The following is a 23,084-nucleotide window of genomic DNA, read 5'->3' as shown; positions in this document are numbered from 1 at the left end:
GAAGCATTCAGTCTGAGGTGGATGGAAACCGGATGAATCAGAGCGGCCTGAGCCACTAGATCATCCGCTGCTCACTCTGCTCCAGTACCGCCAGCGCCAGCCCGTTGGCCGGATCGATCCGCTGCTCAGGAAAGTGCAGCAGGGTATGTGCGGCGGTAAAGGCCAGCGCGTTGCCGTGTGCGGTAGTGCGCACCGCCTTGCAGAAGACCTCACTGGCGTTCCACGGACTATCAATGATGATGGTAGCGGGATTGAGCAGCAGCATAATCTGACTCAGCGCCGCGCCCAGATAGCCACCCGCCTGCGCCATCACCTCATCCACCACGCGCGGCGCACTGTCGCGGTGCTGCCAGCTCAGGCCAGGCTGACGCTGCGCCAGCTGCTGTTTAACCGCAGGCTGGCTGACCAGTGCTTCCAGGCAACCGCGGCGGCCACAGCTGCAACGCGGGCCGTCAGGCTGGACAACCAGATGTCCCGCCTCGCCCGCCGTCCAGCTGTGCCCGGTAAATACTTCGCCATGCTGTACCAGTGCGCCGCCAATTCCTTCGGAAATACGCAGATAAAAGTGACCGCTCTCCACAGATAATCCACGCTGCTGTACCGCCAGCAACGCAGCGGCTTTGACATTATTCATAATGCGGATGGGGAGACTGACGTGCTTACTCAGCGCGACCAGCAGGTCAACATCCTGCCATTCGAGGGGCAATGAAATATGCATCCAGCCGCGCCGGGGATCGACGATACCGGGAAAACCCAGGCCAATGCCGAGCAAATCAGGATAGCTTTCCACCAGTTCACGGCACAGCATCGACAGTTCAGCCAGCAGTCGGGTCGGGTTACTGGTATCGGTGCGCAGCGTCTTTTCAGCCAGTACCTGTGAAAAATAGTCGCAGACCCGCCAGTGGATAACGTTGCGTTCCACCATGATGCCTGCGCTCTTGAGCTTTTCCGGTCGCAGGGTAATTCCGATTTTAGGCCGTCCGGCCGCCGCCACGCTGACCGGCCCCAGCTCTTCTATCAGGCCCTGCTCCAGCAGGTCATCAATGATTAAGGATACGGTGTTTTTGCTGAGTGTCAGCGTCTCCGCCAGATCCTGACGCGACGTCACGCGCAGCTTACGCAGCTGAGTCATCACCCGTTTCTGGTTATTCAATCGCAGTAGTGCAGGGCCTTTACCGTTCGTTTTCATTACGGGTTCACTCAACAGAGGAGTAAGAATTGAGTGTATCAGCCCATACGTATTCCACATCCCACACTTTTGCGGGCGGTTTCACACAACCCGATCGCCTGTGGCTAAGATCGTGACCGCGATCAGATCGTGGGATTAACGCCGGGTTTTCTGCTGCACCAGTGGCCGGGCGTCGGGATGATCCTGATTCAGCGTGTCCGGCTGCGCCGGCATGGGCGGAAGGACAAGGCGGTGTAGCTCGTCGCTGTGACGAGGGGCTTCAGGCCCGATGAGCGCAGTGACCCGGCGCTGCCGGGTCACTGTTTAATATTCGTCGCCGCGTACCCGACTACGATAGCTTTCCCAGTCGAAGCGCACCCACAGGCTGTTGCCGAGGCGCATACGGTCCATGACACGCTCGCCCAGCAGCGTATTCATGCCCGCATGGTCGAGGTTGGATAACATACCGGTCGGTCGTTTCGAGGAGGATCGGCGATCGACAATCTGGTTAATAATCACTTTTTCGTAGCGCGATTCGCTCTGCATACCGATCTCATCAATCACCAGCAGATCAACACTGCTGAGATCCTGAATCAGCCGCTCTTCGGTAATGCCGCTGCTGCCGCTGAAGGTGCCCTTCATGCTCGACATCAGATCGGCAACCGTCACGATCAGCACGCTTTTACCGCGCAGGATCAGGTCATTACCAATCGCGGCGGCCAGATGGTTTTTACCGGTGCCGGGACGGCCTGAAAAGACAAAACTGGCGATGCTGCCATCAAATTCAGCGGCATACTGACGCGCCAGTTCCAGCGCTTTGCGCTGCCCCTCATTCTCTACCCGGTAATTATCAAATGAGCAGTTCATATGCAGCTCGCGAATGCCGGAACGGCCCATTACGCGCTGCATTTTCATTGCGCGGTTCTCACGCACAATCGCCTCTGATCGCAGGCGGCCCTGCTCCTGATTCCACGCCAGCAGCTCTTCGCCATTGGCAAATTTAGGACGGGTGCCTGCGGGCATCATTTTTTTCAGACGGTTAAAGAGATCGTTTGGCGTTTTCATCATTCACCTCGGAAACCATCGGGAATGGTACGGTCAGGATCGGGCAACTGCGTGATATCACGCTTCGGTTGCCCGCCGTTTGCGGCACGGTTCATCTGAATGCTGCGTGCCAGTTTCTGTTGCCACTGTACATGATGGAACATCCGGCCTTCCGCCTGCCAGTAGGCCACAAAGGCCGCCAGCTCGCTGGGGGTCACTGGTTCGCCCAGCGACACACCCCAGATCGCGGCCTGGCGCGTAAAGTCGGCATCCGGCTGCCAGCCCTGAAACATGGCGAACTTACCTGCCGGCGTATGGATCGCGGCGGGGGAATCGTCATACAGGCTGTCATCCAGCGCCACATCATTCGGCTGCCGGGCGGCGGCTTCCAGCGCCAGCAGCTCAGCCAGACGCGCCGGGGTGATGGCGTACATCACCGGCGCATAATTATCTAACACCGCCAGCGTGCCCTTTTCCGCCTGCTGCAGGGCAGTCAGCGGATCCTGTCGGAAGGCATCCAGGCCAATGAGCGTTGAAGTTAAGATTTTAGCTGACATGAAAAGACCTGAGGTTAACGAACACCTTGCGCCGGGAACCCGTCGCCGACGCAGAAGTGTTTATTGTACCTTTTTTAATGATGCGGATCGCTTAAAAAGCAAGAGTGCGGATCAGTGCGAGGTGACCGGAGACGTGGCGTGACGGGCCGGTGCAGATTCGGTGGCGTGCACGCTGACGGCAGCGGCGGCCGGACGGGTCTGCCATAGATAGCGAACCGAGGCCAGCCAGCACAGGCCGTAACCCAGCAGTTCGGTGCCCTCTTCGGCCATGTTTTTCACCACGCGGTTGTAATCCCCCAGCATCAGGTGCTGCCACAACGCATGAATGCCAAACAGGCGGGAGAAGACCAGCACCACTAAAAAGCCGGAGGCCATTACCGGCCAGCTGCGGTGTTGCAGCAGCCTGGCCAGCGCGTGCAGGGTTTTTTTCGGCGTCCGCAGCGCGACGGCCAGGCAACCGGCCGTCACCGCCAGGGCGAACCAGATCCAGCTGCCATGCTGGATGGCATCAAACACAAAGTCGAGCTCACGGATCAGCATACAGCTATAGAAGCCCGCCACTAAGGTCAGCGCGCCGCGCTGAGCCGGACGGCGCTGGGCCGCAATAAAGAACAGGGCGGCAATCACCGCCAGCATGATTTCCTGGGTAGTTTCAGTAAAAGAGGTTTCGTGCAGCGCATCATTCATCCAGGCCACATCAATATAGATGGGCAATATCATCAGAGCGAGAAAGAGTGCTGCCAGTATGAAGACCGTCATTTCGCGGCCAATAATTGTCAAATCGTTGCGCATAGTGTTACCAGTATAATGATTAGCGGACTCATTATATTTTAAACGCCCGATTCCCTTTCTCTTTTCATGCCCCGGTCAGAAGCTGGCGCTGAAGCCAAAGGTGTAAAGTTGCTGCTCCTGGTTATTCAGCGCTTCGCTTTGTGAAAACGCGGCGAAAGCCGCCAGATTATCGTTCAGAGGCATTTGTGCACCGATGCTCAGATCGATGCCTTCGGACTGATCGGTGCCGTTCGTCGCCTCACGCCGGGAGTTCTGTGGCGTGTCTGCCAGCAGATAGTGATAACTCAGCTGCGCCCAGGGCGATATCCATCCCTGCTGCGAATCGATGCGCCAGCCGACGCTGGCGCTCTGCTCACGACTCTGTTGATCGCTGTAGTCACATTGCAGACAGTTCATCTGCTGCGGATCGACCGCATACTGCGCTACCGGCCCGGTGGTAAATGACGGGGCGATGGGCAGGTCAACCCCAGCCCGATAGCGTTTTCCCAGCGGGGTAGTGCCTACGCTGCCGGTTTCACTGTGGAGCGCGATGGGGGACGCGGTAGGAGAGTTGATGGCGGCTTCAAACAGGGCGCGGCTCTCATCGCTGAAGGCGAGTGGCGTCAGGGCGATCTTCTCCGCCAGAATCGTATCGTAGTCGGGCAGAAAGTCGGGATGCTGAGGCGCAGAGATGCCGCCGCGCGCAAAAGTCGGTTGCGTTAAGATTAACAGCCATACAGCACAGCAGATCCGCAGACCTTTCCAACCGCTTCTCGGCAACATCGCTTCTCCAGGCAAGGCTGAAGTTATTATCCGGCGTTTAAATTAAATTTCGGCCCGTCTCTGTTATTTAACCGGTGATCGTTTAACTATCAACCGATTAATTCTAAGATCAAGCGGACCGCTAAAATATTCTCGTTATAAAGGAACAAAGCGATGCAACGATGTGGTTGGGTAACGCAGGACCCCCTCTATCTGGCTTATCACGACAGGGAATGGGGTGTGGCGCAGAGAGACAAGCGTGCGTTGTTTGAGATGCTCTGTCTGGAAGGACAGCAGGCGGGGTTATCCTGGATTACCGTGCTGAAAAAGCGGGAAAACTATCGGGCGGCGTTTCACCAGTTTGATCCGCAGGCGATTGCACAGATGGATGCGGCAGAGATCGACACGCTGATGCTCAACAGCGGCATTATCCGCCACGCCGGTAAAATCGCGGCAATTATCGCCAACGCCCGTGCTTATCTCCAGATGGAAGCGCAAGGAGAGGATTTCGGCCACTTCGTCTGGCAATTTGTCGATAACGTACAAATCATTCACCATTATCCCGACTATAGCCAGGCTCCCACCACGTCAGAGCAGGCCATTACGCTCTCAAAGGCGTTAAAGCAGCGTGGTTTCAAATTCATCGGCCCCACAATCTGCTACTCCTTTATGCAGGCCTGCGGGCTGATAAACGACCATCAGAGCAACTGTTTTTGCCATCCTGACAACCAAAAGGCGTAATTCCCGCTAAATCAGGATTTTTCCTCACTACATTCCCGAGCGCCAGGCGGCATAATCGTGCCACTTATGGGAAAGGTTTTCCCCTGTGTGTCGAATGTAAGGGAACAAAAATGCAGAAGAAATTAATCGCCATCACCTTGTTACTAAGCGGCAGTCTGGCCCTGCCAGGTTGTACCACCAATCCTTACACCGGCGAATCTCAGGCGGGTAAGTCAGGTGTGGGCGCAGGCCTGGGTGCGTTAGTGGGTGCCGGTGTCGGCGTACTCTCCTCGTCGAAGAAAGATCGCCGTAAAGGTGCACTGATTGGTGCTGCAGGCGGAGCTGCACTGGGCGGCGGCGTGGGCTACTACATGGATGTGCAGGAAGCGAAACTGCGCGACAAGATGCGCGGTACGGGCGTCAGCGTGACCCGTAATGGCGATAACATCGTCCTGAATATGCCAAACAATGTCACCTTCGACTCCAGCAGCAGCAATCTGAAGCCTGCCGGCGCGAACACCCTGACCGGTGTTTCAATGGTGCTGAAAGAGTATCCAAAAACCGCGGTAAACGTAGTGGGTTATACCGACAGCACCGGCACCCGCGCGCTGAACATGCGTCTGTCACAACAGCGTGCTGAAAGCGTCGCCAGCGCGTTAATCGTGCAGGGTGTTGCCAGCGATCGCCTGCGCACACTGGGTGCAGGCCCGGATAATCCGGTTGCCAGCAACAGCACCGAAGCAGGCAAAGCACAAAACCGTCGTGTTGAGATCACGCTCAGCCCGCTGGGATAATTGCGGACGCCCCCGCCCGGGGGCGCCTTTTTCTGTAAAGCAGCGCGTTAAAAGTATCAGTAATGTTTCTGCGAATAGAGCCAGCAGAGGCTTTATGATAGTCTGATCAAAAATTGATCAATGGATGCCTTCCCATGTCTCTTAAAGCCATCGCTGCGGTTTTAGGTCTTTCCGTAACGACCGTCAGCCGCGCCCTCAACGGTTATCAGGATGTCGCTCAGGAGACGCGTAAACGCATCGAAGAAGAAGCGCAGCGGCGTGGCTACCGGCCTAATGCGGCTGCCCGGCGTCTGAAAACCGGCCGTGCTAACGCGGTGGGATTCGTCTACCCGATCAATGCTTCTCCCCTGAGTGGCAGCGATTTTAGCGACATGTTGCTGGCGCTGGATCATCATCTTGCCCGTTATGACATTAACCTGTTGTTGCTGGCGGATAAGCAGCAGCAGAGTCAGTCGACCCTGACACGCCTGCTACGCAGTGGGGCAGTTGATGCCCTGATTGTCGGCCACACCACGCCAGAAGACAGTCGGCTTCATTCGCTGCTTCAGACCAATTTTCGCTTTCTGACGCTGGGCCGCAGCGATCTGCCATCGACCTATGCCTGGTTTGATGTTGATCACCTGGCCGGTTCACAGCTGGCGGTGGGCTGGTCGCTGGCGCAGGGACGGCAGCGGATAGCCTGGCTTGGCAGCAATGAAAACAGTACGCGGGTACGTGACCGGCGTCAGGGGTATCTGACGGCGCTGGGGGAAGTTGCCCCTTATGCGATGGCGGCGGTCGCGCCGTCACGCCGCGCCGGCTATCAGCAAACGCGGGAGTGGCTTGCAGAGGGGCCAGTACCGGAAGTGATCATCACCGACTGCGCTGCGCTGGCTGAAGGAGCAGCCCTGGCGCTGCAACTGGCCGGGCGTGCCGCGGGCGAGGGTGCCATTCTGCTGGCGGGCTGGGAAGGATTGCCGCGAGATGCGATTCTCGATCATCCCATTGTCGCCATTTGCCAGGCGACGCCGCATCAGGCCGGTGAACAGGTGGCTGAAATGGTCATCCAGCTGATTGATGGCGCACCGCCGGAAACGTTACAGACCCTGTGGCAACCCTGGCTGCAATTACCGGCGTAGCGCTTTTTGCGCCGGGCTTTGCTTGTGCTAGTCTCTGCCTGGTTTCTTATTACGCAGGATATCTCATGAAAATCAGGCCGCCTCGCGCCACTATCAGCGATGTTGCTCACGCGGCACGAACCGGTAAAACCAGCGTTTCACGCTATCTCAATGGTGAACTGCATCTGCTTTCTGCCGGTCTGAAAGCGCGGATCGAACAGGCTATTGCTGATCTCAGCTATCGCCCGAGCCAGATGGCGCGCGGCCTGAAGCGCGGACGTACCCGGCTGATTGGGCTGATTATCGCCGATATCACCAATCCCTATTCTGTTGATGTCATGAGCGGTATTGAAGCCGCCTGCCGCGAGCAGGGCTTCACGCTGCTGATGTGTAACACCAATAACGAAGTGGATCTGGAGCAGCACTATCTGCAATTGCTGAGCAGCTATCAGGTTGAGGGCATTGTGGTTAACGCCGTCGGGATGCGTGAAGAGGTGCTGAACCATCTGCAACAATCCCTGCTGCCGATGGTGCTGATTGACCGTAAAATCCCCGATTTTCCCTGCGATGTGGTGGGCCTGAACAATGCCGAGGCAGCCGAAACGGCAACGCGGCATCTGGTCGACAATGGCTACGATGCGCTGCTGTTTCTTAGCGAGCCGCTGGGCAGCGTCAACACGCGCCGTGAGCGCCTGCAGGCCTTCCGCCAGCTACTGGCAGAGCATCCGCAGGTTGAGCATGAGAATACCGAGGTGGCGCTGCACCAGCCCGCTGCGCTGGATCAGGCGCTACTGGCCTTTCATCAGCGTCACACCGGCAAACGTTGCGCAGTGATGGTCGCCAACGGGGCGCTGACGCTGCAGGTAGCGCGATCGCTACAGCGACTCAATCTGCACTGGGGCCGCGATATCGGCCTGCTCGGTTTTGACGAACTGGAGTGGGCGGCGCTGGCCGGTGTGGGTATCACCACGCTGAAACAACCCACCTGGCAGATTGGCTACAGTGCGCTGGAACGCCTGATTACGCGCATCGAAGGCAGCGGATTACCGGTTGCCGAGCAGGTCTTCTCTGGCGAACTAATCGTTCGCGGCTCCAGCCAGCCTCTTAACTGAATTTCATTCAGCTGCGAAGTTTGAAGCCTGATGAAACGTAACGCATGCTAAGAACGTAATCCTATGATTTATCCTATGGATACTTACCATTCCTGGTCTTTTTTACGTTGATCGAATCACGCGCAGATAAAAGGGTCTCAGGAAGACCCTTTGAACGATGGTCAGTTCTGCTATATCAGTGGCTCTGTCCAGCGCACAGAAAAATACCCGTCATTGATGCCTTCAGTACGCTGCACATCATGCACAAACCACGCATAAAGGGCTTCCGGTGCTCTGTACCACATCACCGGCAGCGGCTTTCCGTCAAACCCTGCGGTTCCGCATTCAATAAAATGCCTCGCCCGGACACAGGCCGGTTCATAAACATTCTCCAGAAACATCTGAGGCGGAGAACTCATCTTTCTGGTGAGCAAAATATTCGCCGCGTTGACCACATCCGAGAGCCAGCCCCAGTGTTTTTTCAGAATACGGATATCTTCAGCTACCTCTCCCGACGCCTGTCTGGCCTGCGGAGTAATCCCCGCCAGTCCCATTGACGCGCCGGGAGACGACAGAATGCCGTACTGAATACTTTCCAGGCGGCGAAGCTCACTCTTGTACTCATAGTGCTGTTTACCCAGCCATTCAAAATAGCTGTCCAGATGCCTGTTCATCGCCGGGTAGCCGAGCAATTTATCAGGAATAGCTTTCTGATAGCGGCTTACCCACTGTCCGGCAGACTGGTTTTCCACCCCGTCACTTAGGTCGAAATAAGACCATACCAGTCGGTCGGTCTTGTACAGCGTGCTGAAATCAGGAAAGGGCACGGTGGCCTTCATGGCCTCCGCGTACATTTTTCTCAGCGACACCCGGCACAGCTCCGCGCTCGGCTTCTGTACATCCGGTTTCAGCCCGCCCCCGATATCCTCGCTGCACCCCGGCATCAGCATCTCCTGATGCCCGTAACCTTCCCGACCGGTACGGTACACGCACCGCCAGCGTCGCCGTTCATGGGCCGCCACCAGGTGCATCGATTTTTTGACCTCCTCCGGCAGCGGAGACATATGCTCAAGATATTTTCGTCCGAACAACGCCCCCACCGTTCCTGCCGTTTTCGCGACCGGGCCGGGTAGCCAGCTGACCGCCGACGCCGCATAGTCCAGACCGTCATCGCTGCTCTCCGGCGTATCCCGCGAGCAGTCAAACAGCCCGGCAAACACGATGTCGACCGGGACGCCGCGAAAGGTAGGGTTTCCACTCGTTTTTTGGTCGCATATCTCACCCAGCAGCATATCGATAAACTGCCGGGCCAGCGTGCCGCCCATGTCAAAACCAAAAACGGACACCGAAATCAGCCGCACGGGAACATCCTCGCCTTTTACCGCCTCCTCAAATGACTGCTCAAAGCGCATTTTCGTGCTGTTAAGGCGCGTATCCGCGCCGGTCACAAAGTTGTAGGCCATAAAGGCCGAGTCGCGCAACCACGGCGTCGCCTCAATGCTCACCCGCTTGAGGGCATTCACCGCCGAGTCCTTCAAAATCCCCAGCCGCCCCTTCGGGGTCAGCAGCGTGTCCTTCATCTCCGTCAGTACGTCTTTGCCGCTGGCACCGCCTACTGACGACTGAAAGGCCTCTTTGGTCATATCCACGGGCTTGTGCTTCAGATCTTCCAGCAGCGAGCCCAGAGACTTATCCATTATCCCCTGAAGCCGTTCTGCCGTCGCCTCATCAAACGGCGTGCCCAACCCGGATATGTAGTGCTTTTTATATGCAACTAAGTCCGTTTTATTTTCTTCTTCTGGGTAAGCTCTGAACAAACGGGCAATATTGCTCAGCCGGTTCGCTGGCGCGTCCTGCTCAATATTGCGCCCCACACCGTCAAAAAAGAACCCAATATGCAGCACCCGCGAGCAGTTCCCCAGTCGGTAGTCGCAGGACTGCTGCGCCCGGTTCGCCGCCGCGATAATCGCATCCAAATCCATTCCCATAGCTATTTTACTTTAAGAAGCTCCGAGGGGGTATAGTGCGGGCTGCGCGGATCGTAGGGCGAGAACGCGTTATCACTCCATCCCAGTAACACCTTATCTCCCGGTAAAAAGTAAACATGCAGATCGTTCTCGCCCCGCTTACGCTCAGGCAATGGCATCACCACCCGCCGCTGCTCCGGTCGCATCCCCGCCTCGTACTGGGGCCCGGTGACGCTGAGCGTCCAGATCACCTCGGCGCTCTTCCCGCTGATACTGCCGCAGCAGGTTGTCGCACCGCCGCTTTCATTTGTATATTTATTATTCGGATCATGAGCGCTAGCATTCCCCCCAGCGACACCGTTCACGCTGAACCCCAGAATAGGCCGATCGATTTTACTGTGAATAATCAGCGTCACGCCGCCCGCCGGCGGGGCCCAGAACATCACCCACACTATCCACCCGAGCAGAAACACCACCGGCAGCGACAGCACACCCCAGATCCACACTTTTCGGCGGGCATAAAACCGGTTTACTGCCAGGTCGACCCGCTCCAGTCGTTCGAAAAAATCCATAATTCATCTCTGTTATTCGTTAACGAATCTGCCCCTGCCTGGAGCTATCGTGATTTATCTGTTGCTGCAACCACTCTGGCTCCGGACTTAAGTCAGCAGGAGGAATACCAGAGCGGGTCACACAGTCGTTTGGGTAGATATTGCTACGCCGTGTATCGAAGTCGCTTCCAGTAACTGAATTAGATATGAAATCATGAAACCGCAACGCTACTGAAGACGGGCTTCTTTTCGGTATTAAAAACGTAATCCAGTGATATAATATCCACCAGGGAACATGATGATTGATGGTATGCCTGGCTTCCAGCAGACGTTTGCTGCATCAATCCATTTTCTTGATTGACTCCATTAAGATTAATGGTGTTCATTGATTCTCTTAAGTCGTTTAAATTCATTGCACCAGTAACACGTTCTGTTTCTTTCCTTTCTAAGCCTTTCATTTTTAAATCTCCTTTATTTGCATCCGTGTAACATTATATTCCTAATAACCTTTCCTAAAGGTTCCTGTTTGAGTATGTCGCCTGTTAATAGCGTGACACTCAAGTCTTCATATTCTTTTTTTATTTTTATTTTGTCTGATTTTTTTTCTCCCTAAGACCACAAGCGTCATAGGCCTTGGATTCAGGAGAGGATGTTGCATCTTCTATTATCGTTTGAAATATATTTACGGGATTGTTAACTGTTAATGCTTTTTCGTATATTATTTGTTGCGGCATTTTCTTGCGACAAAACCATTAAACCAGTCGAGAGTAAATTAACGGCGCATAATTCCTTTTCAAGTTACTTAATGGACTAAGTTGAGGCCGTTGATAACATTGAAATAACAAGTAAGGGTATTAGATTGCATTTCATCAAACGCTCCGTTTGTGATTTTTTTCCCGACTATAAAAGGATTTTAAACACAATGGAATGGATACGTATGTAAACTTCCTAACCAGCAACTTTTGATTCTATAAAGTTGATACGTTATCGATTAGTTTCACGTTAATCACATTGTTGCTGTTTTAACACCGCAAATGTCTGGATATCAGTATCTATCCGATAGACCAATAAACTCGTCTGCACTCATCAAACCTCATCAAAAATCCACTTAGCGTACAATCCTGCCCTTTTGTGCTTAAAAGCCTGTTTACGTGCTCGCTTCGTGAGCACGATCATAATTTCACAGTTTGCTGCTTTGCTTTGGAACCGGTTCCATTTAGGGTTTTTGTATTCGTTATGGGCAGAACCCTGCCATGGAGTAGAACATGAAACCTGACATCATCGTGGTGACCGCCGCTTATGGCCACGCACAGATTGTCGCTCTCGGCGGTCAGCGTGCGCTGCTGCCGATTATCCAGCAGGCGGGCGCTGACGGGGTCGAAATCCGCCGCGAACTGCTTGATGACGCGGCGCTGGCCGATCTGCCAGCACTGGCCCGGGCGGTGGCGCAGCATCAGCTGCACAGCAGCTATTCGGTGCCCGATACGCTGTTTTGTGACGGCGGCGAAATCAATCCCCGTATAACCCACTACGTTGAAGAAGCACGCCAGTTAAACGCTCAGCGGCTGAAAGTGGCGCTGGGAGCGTTCACCGGTGCGCTGCCTCGCGAAGCGTTGCAGGCGCTGCTGGCGGATCTGCCGTTTCAGCTGACGGTGGAAAACGACCAGACTGAACATGGCCGACTGGCTCCGTCAGTTGCGTTTTTTACGGCGGTCAGGGAAGCGAATCTGCCGATCAGCATGACCTTTGATATGGGTAACTGGTGCTGGACCGGTGAGGATGCCGATCAGGCGGCGCAGCTGCTGGCTGCACAGGTGGGCTATGTGCATGTCAAAGCCGCCGTGGCGCACCAGGATAGCTACCGCGCGATTGCGCTGGATGAGGCTGACGACCACTGGCGCGCACTGCTGCAACAGTTGCCCGCACAGGCACCGCGCGGTATTGAATTTCCGCTGGAAGGCGACGATCTCACTGCGGTGACACGCCACTACGTGTCGCTGCTGCGTAACGTGTAAGGAACAGATATGACGCACACTCATCACAACGGGCCGCTTGATGTGGTCACTATCGGTGAAGCGATGGCGATGTTCATCGCCCGTGAAACCGGCGACCTGGCCGCAGCAGAGACCTTTGTTAAACGCGCCGCGGGCGCTGAGCTCAATGTGGCGACCGGCCTGGCACGTCTTGGCCTGAAAGTGGGCTGGGTCAGTCGTATTGGCGATGACGCGTTTGGCCGGTTTATCTGCCAGCAGCTGGAAAAAGAGAGTATCGACCACGCCCGGGTGACGGTCGATAAGCGCCATCCCACCGGTTTTCAGCTCAAGTCCAAAGTCGATGACGGTTCTGATCCGCTGGTGGAATATTTTCGTAAAGGTTCGGCGGCCAGCCATCTGTCGGTCGACGATTTTGACGCGGACTATTTTGGTTCGGCGCGTCATCTGCACCTGAGCGGTGTGGCAGCCGCGCTGTCAGAAAGTTCGCTGGAGCTGCTGAAGCACACCGCCAAAGAGATGCGTGCGCGCGGTAAAACTATCTCGTTTGACCCTAACCTGCGGCCGGTGCTGTGGCGCAGCGAAGAGGAGATGCGTAAGCAGCTCAATCTGCTGGCGGAGTATGCCGACTGGGTACTGCCGGGCGAAAAAGAGGGGCTGATTCTGACCGGCTATCGTCAGCCAGAAGCGATCGCGGATTTCTATCTCGATAAGGGCGTGAAAGCGGTTGTGATTAAAACCGGTTGTGACGGTGCCTGGTATAAAACGGCGCAGGGTGAGCAGGGCCAGGTTGAGGCGATCAAAGTCGACAACGTGGTGGATACCGTGGGCGCCGGAGACGGCTTTGCCGTTGGCGTCATCAGCGCCCTGCTGGAAGGTCAGTCGCTGCCGCAGGCAATTCGTCGCGGCAATAAAATTGGTTCGATGGCGATTCAGGTCATTGGTGACAGCGAAGGTCTGCCGACGCGTCAGCAACTGGGCGACGTGTAGTTCGCGCCCCTCTACAGTCACAGGAGTTCCCGATGAAAAAGCAGACAATCGCGCCAAAACGCTGGTGGTTCATCATGCCCATCGTGTTTATCACCTACAGCCTGGCGTATCTCGATCGTGCAAATTTTAGCTTCGCTTCTGCTGCCGGAATTAATGACGACCTCGGCATCACCAAAGGCATGTCCTCGCTGCTGGGTGCGCTGTTCTTCCTGGGTTACTTCTTTTTCCAGATCCCGGGTGCAATTTACGCCGAACGCCGCAGCGTCAAGAAACTGATCTTCTGGTGCCTGATCCTGTGGGGCGGCTGTGCCTCACTGACCGGCGTGGTCAGCAATATTCCGATGCTGGCGGCCATTCGCTTTATTCTGGGCGTGGTGGAAGCCGCGGTGATGCCCGCGATGCTGATCTACATCAGCAACTGGTTTACCAAATCGGAACGTTCACGCGCCAACACCTTCCTGATTCTGGGTAATCCGGTCACGGTGTTGTGGATGTCGGTCGTGTCAGGCTATCTGATCGAATCGTTTGGCTGGCGTGAGATGTTTATCTTCGAAGGGATTCCGGCGGTGGTCTGGGCGATCGCCTGGTGGTTCCTGGTGCAGGATAAGCCGGCGCAGGCGCGCTGGATGAGCGATGCCGAGAAAGCAGCGTTGCAGGCTGAACTGCAGAAAGAGCAGGAAAATATTAAAGCGGTGCGCAACTACAGCGAAGCGTTCCGCAACCGCAACGTGATCATTCTCTGCCTGCAATATTTTGCCTGGAGCATCGGCGTCTATGGCTTTGTGCTGTGGCTGCCGTCGATTCTGCGTAACGGCACGCAGATGGGCATGGTAGAAGCGGGCTGGCTCTCCGCGGTGCCTTATCTGGCGGCGACCATTGCGATGGTGGTGGTCTCGTGGGCGTCGGATAAAACCCAGAACCGTAAGCTGTTCGTCTGGCCGCTGCTGCTGGTGGGCGCGCTGGCGTTCCTCGGCTCTTATCTGGTGGGGTCGAACAATTTCTGGATGTCCTACACCCTGTTAGTGATTGCCGGTGCCGCGATGTATGCGCCTTACGGGCCGTTCTTCGCCATTATTCCTGAGATGCTGCCACGCAATGTCGCCGGTGGCGCAATGGCGCTGATTAACAGTATGGGTGCGCTGGGGTCGTTTATCGGTTCATGGATTGTCGGCTATCTTAATGGAGCCACCGGCAGCCCGTCCGCGTCCTACATCTTTATGGGATCGGCCCTGCTGGTTTCGGTGTGGCTGACGCTGATTGTGAAACCGGCGCAGAACAAAGCGCCGCCGCTGCAGGGTGCGAAACCCGCCTGAAAGCGTAAACGTTAGCCTCTATTTCTCCGGGCGGCCTGCGAGCCGCCCGCTACTTATTGACCGGGAGCCACCGAATGAAACCCGCTGTAATTCTTTATAAAAAACTGCCTGACGATCTCTATGCGCGCCTGGCTGAACAGTGTGACGTGACGGAAATCAGCGATCTCTCGCCGGAAAGCCAGCAGGAACATGCTGCGGCGTTCCGGCAGGCAGAAGGTCTGCTGGGATCGGGCGGTAAAGTGAATGGCGATCTGCTGGCGAAGATGCCCAATCTGCGCGTCTGCTCCAGCGTCTCTGTAGGTTATGACAATTTTGATGTGGATGCGCTGAATCAGCGTCACGTGGTGCTGATGCACACGCCGACCGTGCTGACCGAAACCGTGGCGGACACCATGATGGCGCTGGTACTGAGCACCGCGCGTCGGGTGCCGGAACTGGATGCCTGGGTCAAAGCGGGCAACTGGCAGAAGAGCATCGGTCCGGCGCAGTTCGGCATCGACGTGCACCATAAAACGCTGGGTATTCTCGGCATGGGACGTATCGGGATGGCGCTGGCGCAGCGCGCCCACTTTGGCTTCGGCATGAAAATCCTCTACAACGCCCGCCGCGAGCATGAAGAGGCGCAGTCGCGCTTTGGCGCGGAGCGTTGCGAACGGGAGGCGCTGCTGAAGCAGAGTGATTTCGTCTGCATCAGTTTGCCGCTGACAGAAGAGACGCACCACCTGATCGGTGCCGCCGAGCTTGAACTGATGAAGCCGGATGCGGTGCTGATCAACGCGGGTCGCGGGCCGGTGGTAGATGAGAAGGCGCTAATCGCCGCGTTGCAGGCGGGCAAACTGCATGCCGCCGGGCTGGATGTATTTGAGCAGGAGCCGGTCTCTGCTGACTCTCCGCTGCTGTCGCTGCCCAATGTGGTGACGCTGCCGCATATCGGTTCTGCCACCCACGAAACCCGCTACGGCATGATGCAGGATGCGGTAGAGAATCTTCTCGCTGCACTCGGCGGAAGCGTTGAGAAAAACTGCGTGAATCCGCAGGCGCTGAAGTAATCCCCTCGCCTTTCCATTGCGCCCGCCCATGGCGGGCGTTATGGTGGACCCCCGATTCGCTATCACAAATATTTAACCGCTATGTCTTTTTCTCAGTTCGGCGACAAATTTACCCAACATTCCGGCATCTCACGTCTGATGGAAGATATGGGCGCGGGCCTGCGAACGCCCGGCACCATCATGCTGGGCGGCGGTAATCCGGCGCAGATCCCGGCCATGAACGACTACTTTCAGCAACTGCTGCAGCAGATGCATGAGGAAGGCAAACTCAGCGAGGCGCTGTGCAATTACGATGGCCCGCGCGGTAAAGCGACGCTGCTGGCGTCGCTGGCCGGGCTGCTGAGCGATCAGCTTGGCTGGCCCATCACCGCACAGAACATCGCGCTGACCAACGGCAGCCAGAGCGCCTTCTTCTATCTGTTTAACCTGTATGCGGGTCGCCGGGCCGATGGCAGCAAAAAGCGGGTGCTGTTCCCGCTGGCGCCTGAGTATCTGGGCTATGCGGATGCCGGTCTGGAAGAGGGGCTGTTTGTATCGGCGAAGCCGAACATTGAGCTGCTGCCGGAAGGTCAGTTTAAATATCATGTCGATTTCGAGCATCTGCCGATGAACGAGGAGGTCGGGCTGATCTGCGTATCGCGCCCGACCAACCCCACCGGCAACGTGATCACCGATGATGAGCTGATGCAGCTCGATGCGCTGGCGCAGCAGCATGATGTGCCGCTGCTGATCGACAATGCCTATGGCGTGCCGTTCCCCGGTATCATCTTCAGCGAGGTGCGCCCGCTGTGGAATCCCAACATCATTCTCTGCATGAGTCTGTCGAAGCTCGGCCTGCCGGGTGCGCGTTGCGGCATCATTATCGCTGACGAGAAGACCATTACCGCGCTGAGCAACATGAACGGCATCATCAGTCTGGCGCCCGGCAGTATCGGTCCGGCCATTGCCAATGAGATGATCCGTCGCGGCGATTTGTTGCGACTCTCCGAAGAGGTGATTAAGCCGTTCTATCAGCAGAAGGTGCAGCAGACCATTGCGATCCTGCGGCGCTATCTGCCGGAAGAGCGTTGCCTGATCCACAAGCCGGAAGGGGCGATTTTCCTCTGGCTCTGGTTCCGCGATCTGCCGATCACCACCGAATTGCTTTATCAGCGGCTGAAAGTGCGCGGCGTACTGATGGTGCCGGGACACTTCTTCTTCCCTGGACTGGAACAGGCGTGGCCGCACACCCATCAATGTATGCGGATGAATTACGTGCCGGACGCAGAGAACATCGAGCGGGCGGTGCAGATTCTGGCGGAAGAGGTTGAAAACGCCTGGCGCGACAGCTAATCCTGCCCATCCTGCCGAACGGTTAACGACAGCTGGCACCACTGTGCCAGCTGCTGAATCGCCTGTTCCACTTCCGCATTCCAGCCAAAACCGGCATTCAGCCGGAAACAGTGATCGTAGCGCTGATCGGTGGCAAAAATATGGCCCGGCGCGATGCCGATGCCCGCGTTGCGGGCTTTCAGAAACAGCTCGCGCACGTTCAGCGCCTGTCGGGGCATCTCGACCCACAGCACATAGCCTCCTTCCGGATCGGACACCCGGGTTCCCGCCGGAAATTCCCGTAACACCGACTGACGCATTTCACGGATTTGTCGCGCCAGCTCACGCCGCAGCTTGCGCAGATGCGCATCATAGCCGCCGCTGCGCAGCAGTTCCGCCACCGCCGCCTGCGACAACACCGAGGTGCCCATGGTTGAGGTATATTTCAGTGAGGCGATTTTGCGCATGTAGTTGACGCTGTGAACCCAGCCGATACGAATGCCTGGCGCCACGGTTTTAGAGAAGCCGCTGCAGAGAATGGCGTTGGGGCTGAAGGCGCGCATCGGGAAAGGGCGGCGTTCACCAAAGGCGGTATCGCCAAAAATATCATCCTCGATGATCACCACATCGTTTTCATCCGCCTGCCGCGCAATATAGGCCTTATGCTCGTTGGGAATGCTCTTGCCCAGCGGATTGTTGACGTTGCACAGGGTGAGAAAGACCCGCACCGCCTTGCGCTGAAACAGCCCGGTGAGCTTCGCGACATCGACATACCCTTCCGGCCCGGCTTCCACTTCAATTACCCGTAAATTGAGGTTATGCAGCATCTGCAGCAGCACGAAATAGCAGGGTGATTCCACGGCGACCACATCGCCCGGCTGGGTGGTGGCGCGCAGCGACAGCGAGATCGCCTCAATGCAGCCGTTGGTGATCAGAATATCGTCAGCGCTGATATTGCAGCCGTAATCCACTGCCCGGCGGGCAATCTCTGTTTTCAGCGGTGCATAGCCGGTGCCCTTCACCGTATTCCCGAGCAGGGCCGGTTTGCTGTAGCCCATCTGACGCATCAGCAGGCCGATGCGCTTGACCGGATAGAGCGCGCTGTCGCCGTTGGCCAGATCGAGACGCACCCGGCAGTCTGAGCCGAGCATCGCCAGATGCAGTTCTGTCTGCTCATCAAGGGGCGCGATGGCGCGCGGCTGTTCGCTGACGGCGGGCAGTTGACGGGAAGAGGGCCGCTGCGGCGCAACAAAAAAGCCCGATTTGGGGCGGGCAACGGCGTAGCGCTCATCTTCCAGCGTGCGCAGTGTCTTCAGGGCGGTGGTGAGGCTGACATTGTACTGCGTCGCCAGCGTGCGCACCGACGGCAGACGGCTGTCAGGGGCCAGTGAACCGGCATGAATGGCCTGCTTGATCTGTTCTGCGATCTGGCGGTAACGACTGCTCTGACTCTCCTGTTCCCCGATAATATCGGCCATCTGTTCCACCCCATATCGCGCTGATCTGTGCATATTCAACAGAGTACATTCAAAGTACTTTAGGCTGCATCTCTTAATTATTCATAACGCTAAACGGCCCGCAGACCCCGTCAGCCGCCGGGCTTCAGACCATAAAGTGATTCTGTTCACCTGAGGAAAACGTGAGAAATGAATAATCTGCCCGCCATGATGAAGGAGATGGCAGCGTATCTGTCACCCGCCATCATTGAGTCCGCTCAGCGCTGCTCTCTTCGCCTGCTGGCCGCGTTGCCGGATCAGCAGCAGCTGGAGAATAACCGTGTGCTGCTCGCCTATGGCGGGGGAAAAGACAGCAGCTACATGGTGGCTTACGTGCGTTACATTCAGGGGCTGATCTGGCAGCAGCAGGGCAGCACCTTTCATCTGCGGATCAGCACCAACCGCCATACGGCGATGAATCAGAGCGTGATGGAGAATATCCACCGCGTTTATCAGTCGCTGGCAATGCATGATGATGAACGGGTGGAGTGTCTGGTGGTGGATGGCCTGCTGATCCGGCCGTTTGACCGCGACCTGCCGATGCCGGAGAGCGTGCGGCAGCAGAACCGCAATGACGTGCTGATGAATGGCCACCGGTTTCGCGCCGACGCGCGCTCGACCTTCTGCAACGCCTGTAATCTCAGCATGGTGAACTCCTTTGGCCTGGCGGCAGACTACAACGGTGGCGTGGATCTGATTATCACCGGCGACTCGCCACAGGAGCAGGCCGCCTATGTCGCCTGGGCGCGGCACCTCTCACGGCTGTTTGATGCGCCGGTGGCGGATAAAAACCGGGGCTTCAGCGGGTTTCTGCAGACGCTGGATGGCGTGGCAGAGCGCTACTTCAGCGATGTTTATGGTGCCGATCAACTGACGCCTGCGCACCGCATCACCCACCAGCTGGCGCGCAATCCACTGTTCTTCAACATCTATCAGGACACCGCCTATGAAGCGGGTGCGCACTGGGCGCTGCTCAGCGAATTTATGCGCTTCCGTTTTGATGCGCTGATGTTCAGCTTCTCCGAGTCCGACTGCGGTAATCCGACGCTGATGGCGCACCTGCGCGGATTGCGGGCAGAAACGCTGCTGCAGCGCCATTATGCCGAAGGGATCCGCGAATATGTGCGCTTTGCGCTGGGACTGATGGTGAAGAAAGATTTTCCGCCCGCGCTAATTGATGAGATGGCGGCGCGCTATCAGGATGACGCCGCGATCCAGCAGCAGCGGCAGCGCGCGGCGGACTTTGCCATACAGGCGTTTGACCTCAGCGAAGATCAGCTGATCTGCATGATCTACTCCCCGTTCCTGGCGCAGGGAGAGCAGCTCGGACACTGGCTGATGCAGCAGCAGATTACGCTGGATGAGGCGGCCATCCGCGACCTGCTTGAGCAACGCAGTGAAGATCGCGCGCTGGTACAGCAGTTAACCCAACTCTCAGGCATGACGCTGACGCAGATGCGGCACTGCTGGCAGAGCAAGCCGGTCAGTTCGCTGCTGGCGGGAAAAAGCGCCGATCCGCTGTCTCGCGTGCTGCGTTTTGATCCCCACAAAGCGGTGATTCAGGTCAATAACGGTGTGCTCAATGACATCGTGACAGAAATCATTTCCGGGCGTTAACCCGGTAAGGCGAGGCGATGAAAAAGATTTTTCTGCAAATTGGCGCCACCCGCGACGGGCAAAATCCGTACTGCGCGGTGGCGAAGCGCGACGGCTATTTTACCGTGCTGGCTGAAATGGGTGATTTTGTCGATTACCAGTCGTTAAGCCTGGCCCTGCCGTTTGATCTGATCATTCGCCTCGACCGCCCCGAGAATCCCTGGGAGGTAATGCAGGCCTATCTGCACGCCGGTTTACTGGCGCATCCGCTGGTGGTGCTGGCGGGCTTTGAAGCCTACAACGCCAGCGCCGGACGACTGCGCGAGATGCTGGCCGGGCCGGATGCGCCCGCCGCCTTTATTCCGCTGGATAAATATGCGCAGCGCATGGCGCTGAAAAAAGCCTGGCCGCGCTTCCCCCAGCCGGAGTTCCGCTTTTTCGCCTCGCCGCTCAGCATTCTGGATGCCGGACAGGCGCTGATCTATCCCTGCGTCGTGAAGCCGGTGGATGGCGGCGGCGGCCTGGGCATCTGGCTGATTGAGCATGCCGATCAGCTGCATAGCGTGGTGAAACAGCTGGTGCAGACCATGAACTACGGCGGACGCGGCTTCAGTGGCTTTATTGTGGAAAGCGCCCTGATCGGCGATGAGTTTTCGTTGCAGGGCGTGGTGCATCAGGGACATCCTCACGCGCTGACCTGCTGCCAGAAGGTGATTGAGCAGCACCGGGATGCTGAGGGCTGCGTCAGCTTTTATGAGTCGGGGCATGTGGCGATGGCGGCAGCGGCCCTGCCGGCCTCGTTCAGCAGCCTGATGACCTTCTGTTGCGAAACCTTTGGCTACCATCAGGGTGCATTTCATATCGATTTTATTGTGGTCAACGGCGTGCCGCATTTCCTGGAGATGGGGTTCCGGCTCTCCGGCATGGGCGTGGCGACGCTGGTGCAGGAGGCGACCGGCATCAACTGGGCGGAAGTCACTTTCCGGCTGGAGGCGGGTGGCACCTTACCCGCTTTTACCTTCACCACATCCGGCGCGGTCGGCCAGCTGCGGTTGCGGCAACCGGCGCAGCTGCAGGCTGCCGAACGCTGGATCGATCAGCATCAGCAGGGCGCGCTGTTACCGCCACTCAGATTGCCTGCGTTACAGGTTTCGTCACGCTCCTCGCTCTATGCCGACCTGACGCGTCACGTGGGCATTCTGGCCACGTTCAGCCTGACGGCCACAGCGCGTGAGCCGATTATGACCACTTTTCAGCAGGTGATTGCCGCACAGTCAGTCACAGCCGGGAGAGACAAAGTATGTGCAGGATGATTCTGGCGCATGGCCGGTTCGACAGCGCAGAGATTCTGGAGGCGGCGCGCGCCATGAGCTGCGGTGAAAGCGCCGAACACGATGGCCCTATCAAATCACACCCTAACGGCTGGGGCTGTCTGTGGCTCGAAGAGGGCGAGATTCGTACCCTGCACGGCACCGGCGCGTTCGCAGAAGCGCTGCCGGGTATCGATGTGGATCGGCTGCGCAGCCGGTTTCTGGCGGTGCATGTGCGGCACGCCACGCTGAGTAAAAATCAGGGACTGGCGTTTTCTCATCCGCTGTGGCGCAACAGCGCCGGACATCGGTGGTACATGATGCATAACGGCTTTCTGCCGACGATTTACCGCCAGCTCGGTCTGGCGGAATCGCGCTTCGATTCAGAAGAGTATCTGCATTATCTGGTGGATCAGACTACGCCCGCCGATTTCACCCGCGACTATCTGCGCGCAAAGATGGCGCAGGTAGAGCCGGGCGGCAGCGCAGGCAATGCCATTTTTGTTACCCGTGACAAAGCCTGGGCGTGGCAGTGGTATCCGCACGATACGCCCTGGCCCGACTATTTTACGATGCATTTTCGGCAGCAGGACGGTTGCACGCTGATCGCCTCTGAACCCGTGACAATACCAGGCAGCGCCGGTAGCTGGCGGCGAATGAACAATCATGAACTCTATGAAATACCGTTTAGGGAGTGATAAACATGGCAATTTTCAATCAGTTCCGCGTGATTAATCCCAACATGTTTGTGGAATCGACCTGGCTGGATGACATCGTTACCGCACGGGTGCCGCTGCTGGTGCTGCGTAATTTTCTGTCATCAGAGGTGCGGGAATCGGTGGTGACTGACCTGCAGAGCTGCCGGGAAAAGATCCGTGTCTCCCACTATCCCAATGGCGCGCTGACCACGCTCGGCCCCTATCTGGCGCGTCATACTGCGGCTCCCGATAACTACTTTACCGAGCTGCGCGATATCCAGCCGGTGTTGCCGCCATCGCTGAATACGCTGCGCGAACAGATTTACCGCTGGGTTCAGCATGCGCTGCGGCTGGAAAGCTTAACCATCGCCCATGAACCGGGCTGTGGTGACTACGCCGGTTCTATCGTGCGCTTTCATGCCAATGGCGTCGCGAACCCGCTGCATAACGACAATATCGTGCGCGATGCCGCAGAGACTTCGCTGATGGTGACGCAAATCCTGCATCAGCTCAGCTGCGTGGTCTGCCTGCAGGAGTGCAACGCGGGCGGGGCACTGCGCATCTACAACAAAAAGTGGTCGCCGGAGGATGAGCAGTTCAAAACCGCCGGTGAGCTGGGTTATCGCAGTGGGGTGATTGAAAACAGCGAGATCTGCGAATTTTCACCACGCAGTGGCGATATCTATCTGTTTAATCCCGCGTTTTATCATGAGATCGATCGGGTCGAAGGCGATACCCGTATCACCATGGGTTTCTTTTTCGGGCTGACCGATAAAAAAATGAAACACGCTATCGCCTGGAGCTAAGC

The 23,084-nt window shown here is 57.0% G+C and carries 22 protein-coding genes; 13 read left to right on the top strand and 9 right to left on the bottom strand.

Features of this window, described 5'->3' with window-relative positions:
• Positions 1-55: 55 nt before the first annotated feature.
• The 5 genes from AC0T7J_RS17595 to AC0T7J_RS17575 all read right to left on the bottom strand — a co-directional run bounded on the left by AC0T7J_RS17595 (position 56) and on the right by AC0T7J_RS17575 (position 4,323).
• Positions 56-1,189, bottom strand: a complete 1,134-nt coding sequence (locus AC0T7J_RS17595; RefSeq protein WP_473795581.1) for an ROK family protein — start codon at positions 1,187-1,189, stop codon at positions 56-58.
• A 303-nt stretch (positions 1,190-1,492) separates the two neighbouring features.
• On the bottom strand, positions 1,493-2,233 hold the full coding sequence (gene dnaC, locus AC0T7J_RS17590; RefSeq protein WP_010258898.1) for a DNA replication protein DnaC: 741 nt from the start codon (positions 2,231-2,233) through the stop codon (positions 1,493-1,495).
• Positions 2,233-2,769: a primosomal protein DnaT gene (dnaT, locus tag AC0T7J_RS17585; RefSeq protein WP_473795579.1), complete on the bottom strand. Its 537-nt coding sequence runs from the start codon at positions 2,767-2,769 to the stop codon at positions 2,233-2,235. Before dnaT ends, dnaC begins: the two co-directional genes overlap by 1 nt.
• 111 nt (positions 2,770-2,880) lie before the next feature.
• The gene (locus tag AC0T7J_RS17580; protein ID WP_010671597.1) at positions 2,881-3,561 is read right to left on the bottom strand and encodes a hypothetical protein; all 681 of its coding nucleotides are present in this window, start codon (positions 3,559-3,561) and stop codon (positions 2,881-2,883) included.
• A 75-nt stretch (positions 3,562-3,636) separates the two neighbouring features.
• Positions 3,637-4,323 (bottom strand): autotransporter, encoded by a 687-nt coding sequence (locus AC0T7J_RS17575; RefSeq protein WP_473795577.1) that lies wholly within the window; start codon positions 4,321-4,323, stop codon positions 3,637-3,639.
• Between the two features lie 153 nt (positions 4,324-4,476).
• On the opposite strand from AC0T7J_RS17575, the gene AC0T7J_RS17570 reads away from it, so the two are divergent.
• The 4 genes from AC0T7J_RS17570 (at position 4,477) to AC0T7J_RS17555 (ending at position 8,025) form a co-directional block, all read left to right on the top strand.
• Positions 4,477-5,043: a DNA-3-methyladenine glycosylase I gene (locus AC0T7J_RS17570; protein ID WP_473795575.1), complete on the top strand. Its 567-nt coding sequence runs from the start codon at positions 4,477-4,479 to the stop codon at positions 5,041-5,043.
• Between the two features lie 110 nt (positions 5,044-5,153).
• Positions 5,154-5,816, top strand: a complete 663-nt coding sequence (locus AC0T7J_RS17565; RefSeq protein WP_154210660.1) for an OmpA family lipoprotein — start codon at positions 5,154-5,156, stop codon at positions 5,814-5,816.
• A gap of 134 nt (positions 5,817-5,950) precedes the next feature.
• Complete coding sequence (locus AC0T7J_RS17560; protein ID WP_473795573.1) at positions 5,951-6,934, top strand: LacI family DNA-binding transcriptional regulator; 984 nt, start codon at positions 5,951-5,953, stop codon at positions 6,932-6,934.
• Positions 6,935-6,999: 65 nt separating this feature from the next.
• Positions 7,000-8,025: a LacI family DNA-binding transcriptional regulator gene (locus AC0T7J_RS17555; protein WP_010258906.1), complete on the top strand. Its 1,026-nt coding sequence runs from the start codon at positions 7,000-7,002 to the stop codon at positions 8,023-8,025.
• A gap of 170 nt (positions 8,026-8,195) precedes the next feature.
• On the opposite strand, the gene AC0T7J_RS17550 is transcribed toward AC0T7J_RS17555, so the two are convergent.
• The 3 genes from AC0T7J_RS17550 to AC0T7J_RS17540 all read right to left on the bottom strand — a co-directional run bounded on the left by AC0T7J_RS17550 (position 8,196) and on the right by AC0T7J_RS17540 (position 10,980).
• The gene (locus AC0T7J_RS17550) at positions 8,196-9,992 is read right to left on the bottom strand and encodes a DUF2235 domain-containing protein (RefSeq protein WP_473795571.1); all 1,797 of its coding nucleotides are present in this window, start codon (positions 9,990-9,992) and stop codon (positions 8,196-8,198) included.
• Between the two features lie 2 nt (positions 9,993-9,994).
• Positions 9,995-10,543, bottom strand: a complete 549-nt coding sequence (locus AC0T7J_RS17545; protein WP_473795569.1) for a DUF3304 domain-containing protein — start codon at positions 10,541-10,543, stop codon at positions 9,995-9,997.
• Between the two features lie 191 nt (positions 10,544-10,734).
• Complete coding sequence (locus tag AC0T7J_RS17540; protein WP_473795567.1) at positions 10,735-10,980, bottom strand: hypothetical protein; 246 nt, start codon at positions 10,978-10,980, stop codon at positions 10,735-10,737.
• Positions 10,981-11,787: 807 nt separating this feature from the next.
• Here AC0T7J_RS17540 and AC0T7J_RS17535 point away from each other — a divergent pair.
• The 5 genes from AC0T7J_RS17535 to AC0T7J_RS17515 all read left to right on the top strand — a co-directional run bounded on the left by AC0T7J_RS17535 (position 11,788) and on the right by AC0T7J_RS17515 (position 17,197).
• Positions 11,788-12,537, top strand: coding sequence for a sugar phosphate isomerase/epimerase (locus tag AC0T7J_RS17535; protein WP_473795565.1), 750 nt, complete (start codon positions 11,788-11,790; stop codon positions 12,535-12,537).
• A 9-nt stretch (positions 12,538-12,546) separates the two neighbouring features.
• Positions 12,547-13,503: a sugar kinase gene (locus AC0T7J_RS17530; protein ID WP_473795563.1), complete on the top strand. Its 957-nt coding sequence runs from the start codon at positions 12,547-12,549 to the stop codon at positions 13,501-13,503.
• Positions 13,504-13,535: 32 nt separating this feature from the next.
• A complete protein-coding gene (locus tag AC0T7J_RS17525; protein ID WP_010258909.1) occupies positions 13,536-14,816 on the top strand; it encodes an MFS transporter in 1,281 nt (426 codons plus the stop codon).
• A 74-nt stretch (positions 14,817-14,890) separates the two neighbouring features.
• Positions 14,891-15,865: a glyoxylate/hydroxypyruvate reductase GhrB gene (gene ghrB, locus AC0T7J_RS17520; protein ID WP_473795562.1), complete on the top strand. Its 975-nt coding sequence runs from the start codon at positions 14,891-14,893 to the stop codon at positions 15,863-15,865.
• A gap of 81 nt (positions 15,866-15,946) precedes the next feature.
• The gene (locus AC0T7J_RS17515) at positions 15,947-17,197 is read left to right on the top strand and encodes a valine--pyruvate transaminase (RefSeq protein ID WP_473795560.1); all 1,251 of its coding nucleotides are present in this window, start codon (positions 15,947-15,949) and stop codon (positions 17,195-17,197) included.
• Here AC0T7J_RS17515 and AC0T7J_RS17510 read toward each other — a convergent pair.
• Entirely contained in the window at positions 17,194-18,654 is a 1,461-nt protein-coding gene (locus AC0T7J_RS17510) for an aminotransferase-like domain-containing protein (RefSeq protein WP_473795558.1), read from the bottom strand. The two genes, AC0T7J_RS17515 and AC0T7J_RS17510, sit on opposite strands and share 4 nt — an antisense overlap.
• A 168-nt stretch (positions 18,655-18,822) precedes the next feature.
• On the opposite strand from AC0T7J_RS17510, the gene AC0T7J_RS17505 reads away from it, so the two are divergent.
• The 4 genes from AC0T7J_RS17505 to AC0T7J_RS17490 are packed head-to-tail and all read left to right on the top strand — an operon-like array spanning position 18,823 to position 23,082.
• Complete coding sequence (locus tag AC0T7J_RS17505; RefSeq protein WP_473795556.1) at positions 18,823-20,289, top strand: hypothetical protein; 1,467 nt, start codon at positions 18,823-18,825, stop codon at positions 20,287-20,289.
• Positions 20,290-20,306: 17 nt separating this feature from the next.
• Positions 20,307-21,581 carry an ATP-grasp domain-containing protein gene (locus AC0T7J_RS17500; RefSeq protein ID WP_473795555.1) on the top strand — a complete coding sequence of 425 codons (1,275 nt, stop codon included), beginning with the start codon at positions 20,307-20,309 and terminating at the stop codon, positions 21,579-21,581.
• On the top strand, positions 21,569-22,276 hold the full coding sequence (locus AC0T7J_RS17495; protein ID WP_473795553.1) for a class II glutamine amidotransferase: 708 nt from the start codon (positions 21,569-21,571) through the stop codon (positions 22,274-22,276). The genes AC0T7J_RS17500 and AC0T7J_RS17495 overlap by 13 nt, the downstream gene beginning before the upstream one ends.
• Before the next feature lie 5 nt (positions 22,277-22,281).
• Entirely contained in the window at positions 22,282-23,082 is an 801-nt protein-coding gene (locus AC0T7J_RS17490; protein ID WP_473795551.1) for a 2OG-Fe(II)-dependent halogenase WelO5 family protein, read from the top strand.
• The last annotated feature ends 2 nt before the right edge of the window (positions 23,083-23,084 follow it).

The organism is Pantoea sp. E956-1 (genome assembly GCF_982223955.1).
Note: the sequence above shows the minus strand (reverse complement) of the source record. Positions and strands in the feature narration are given on the sequence as shown.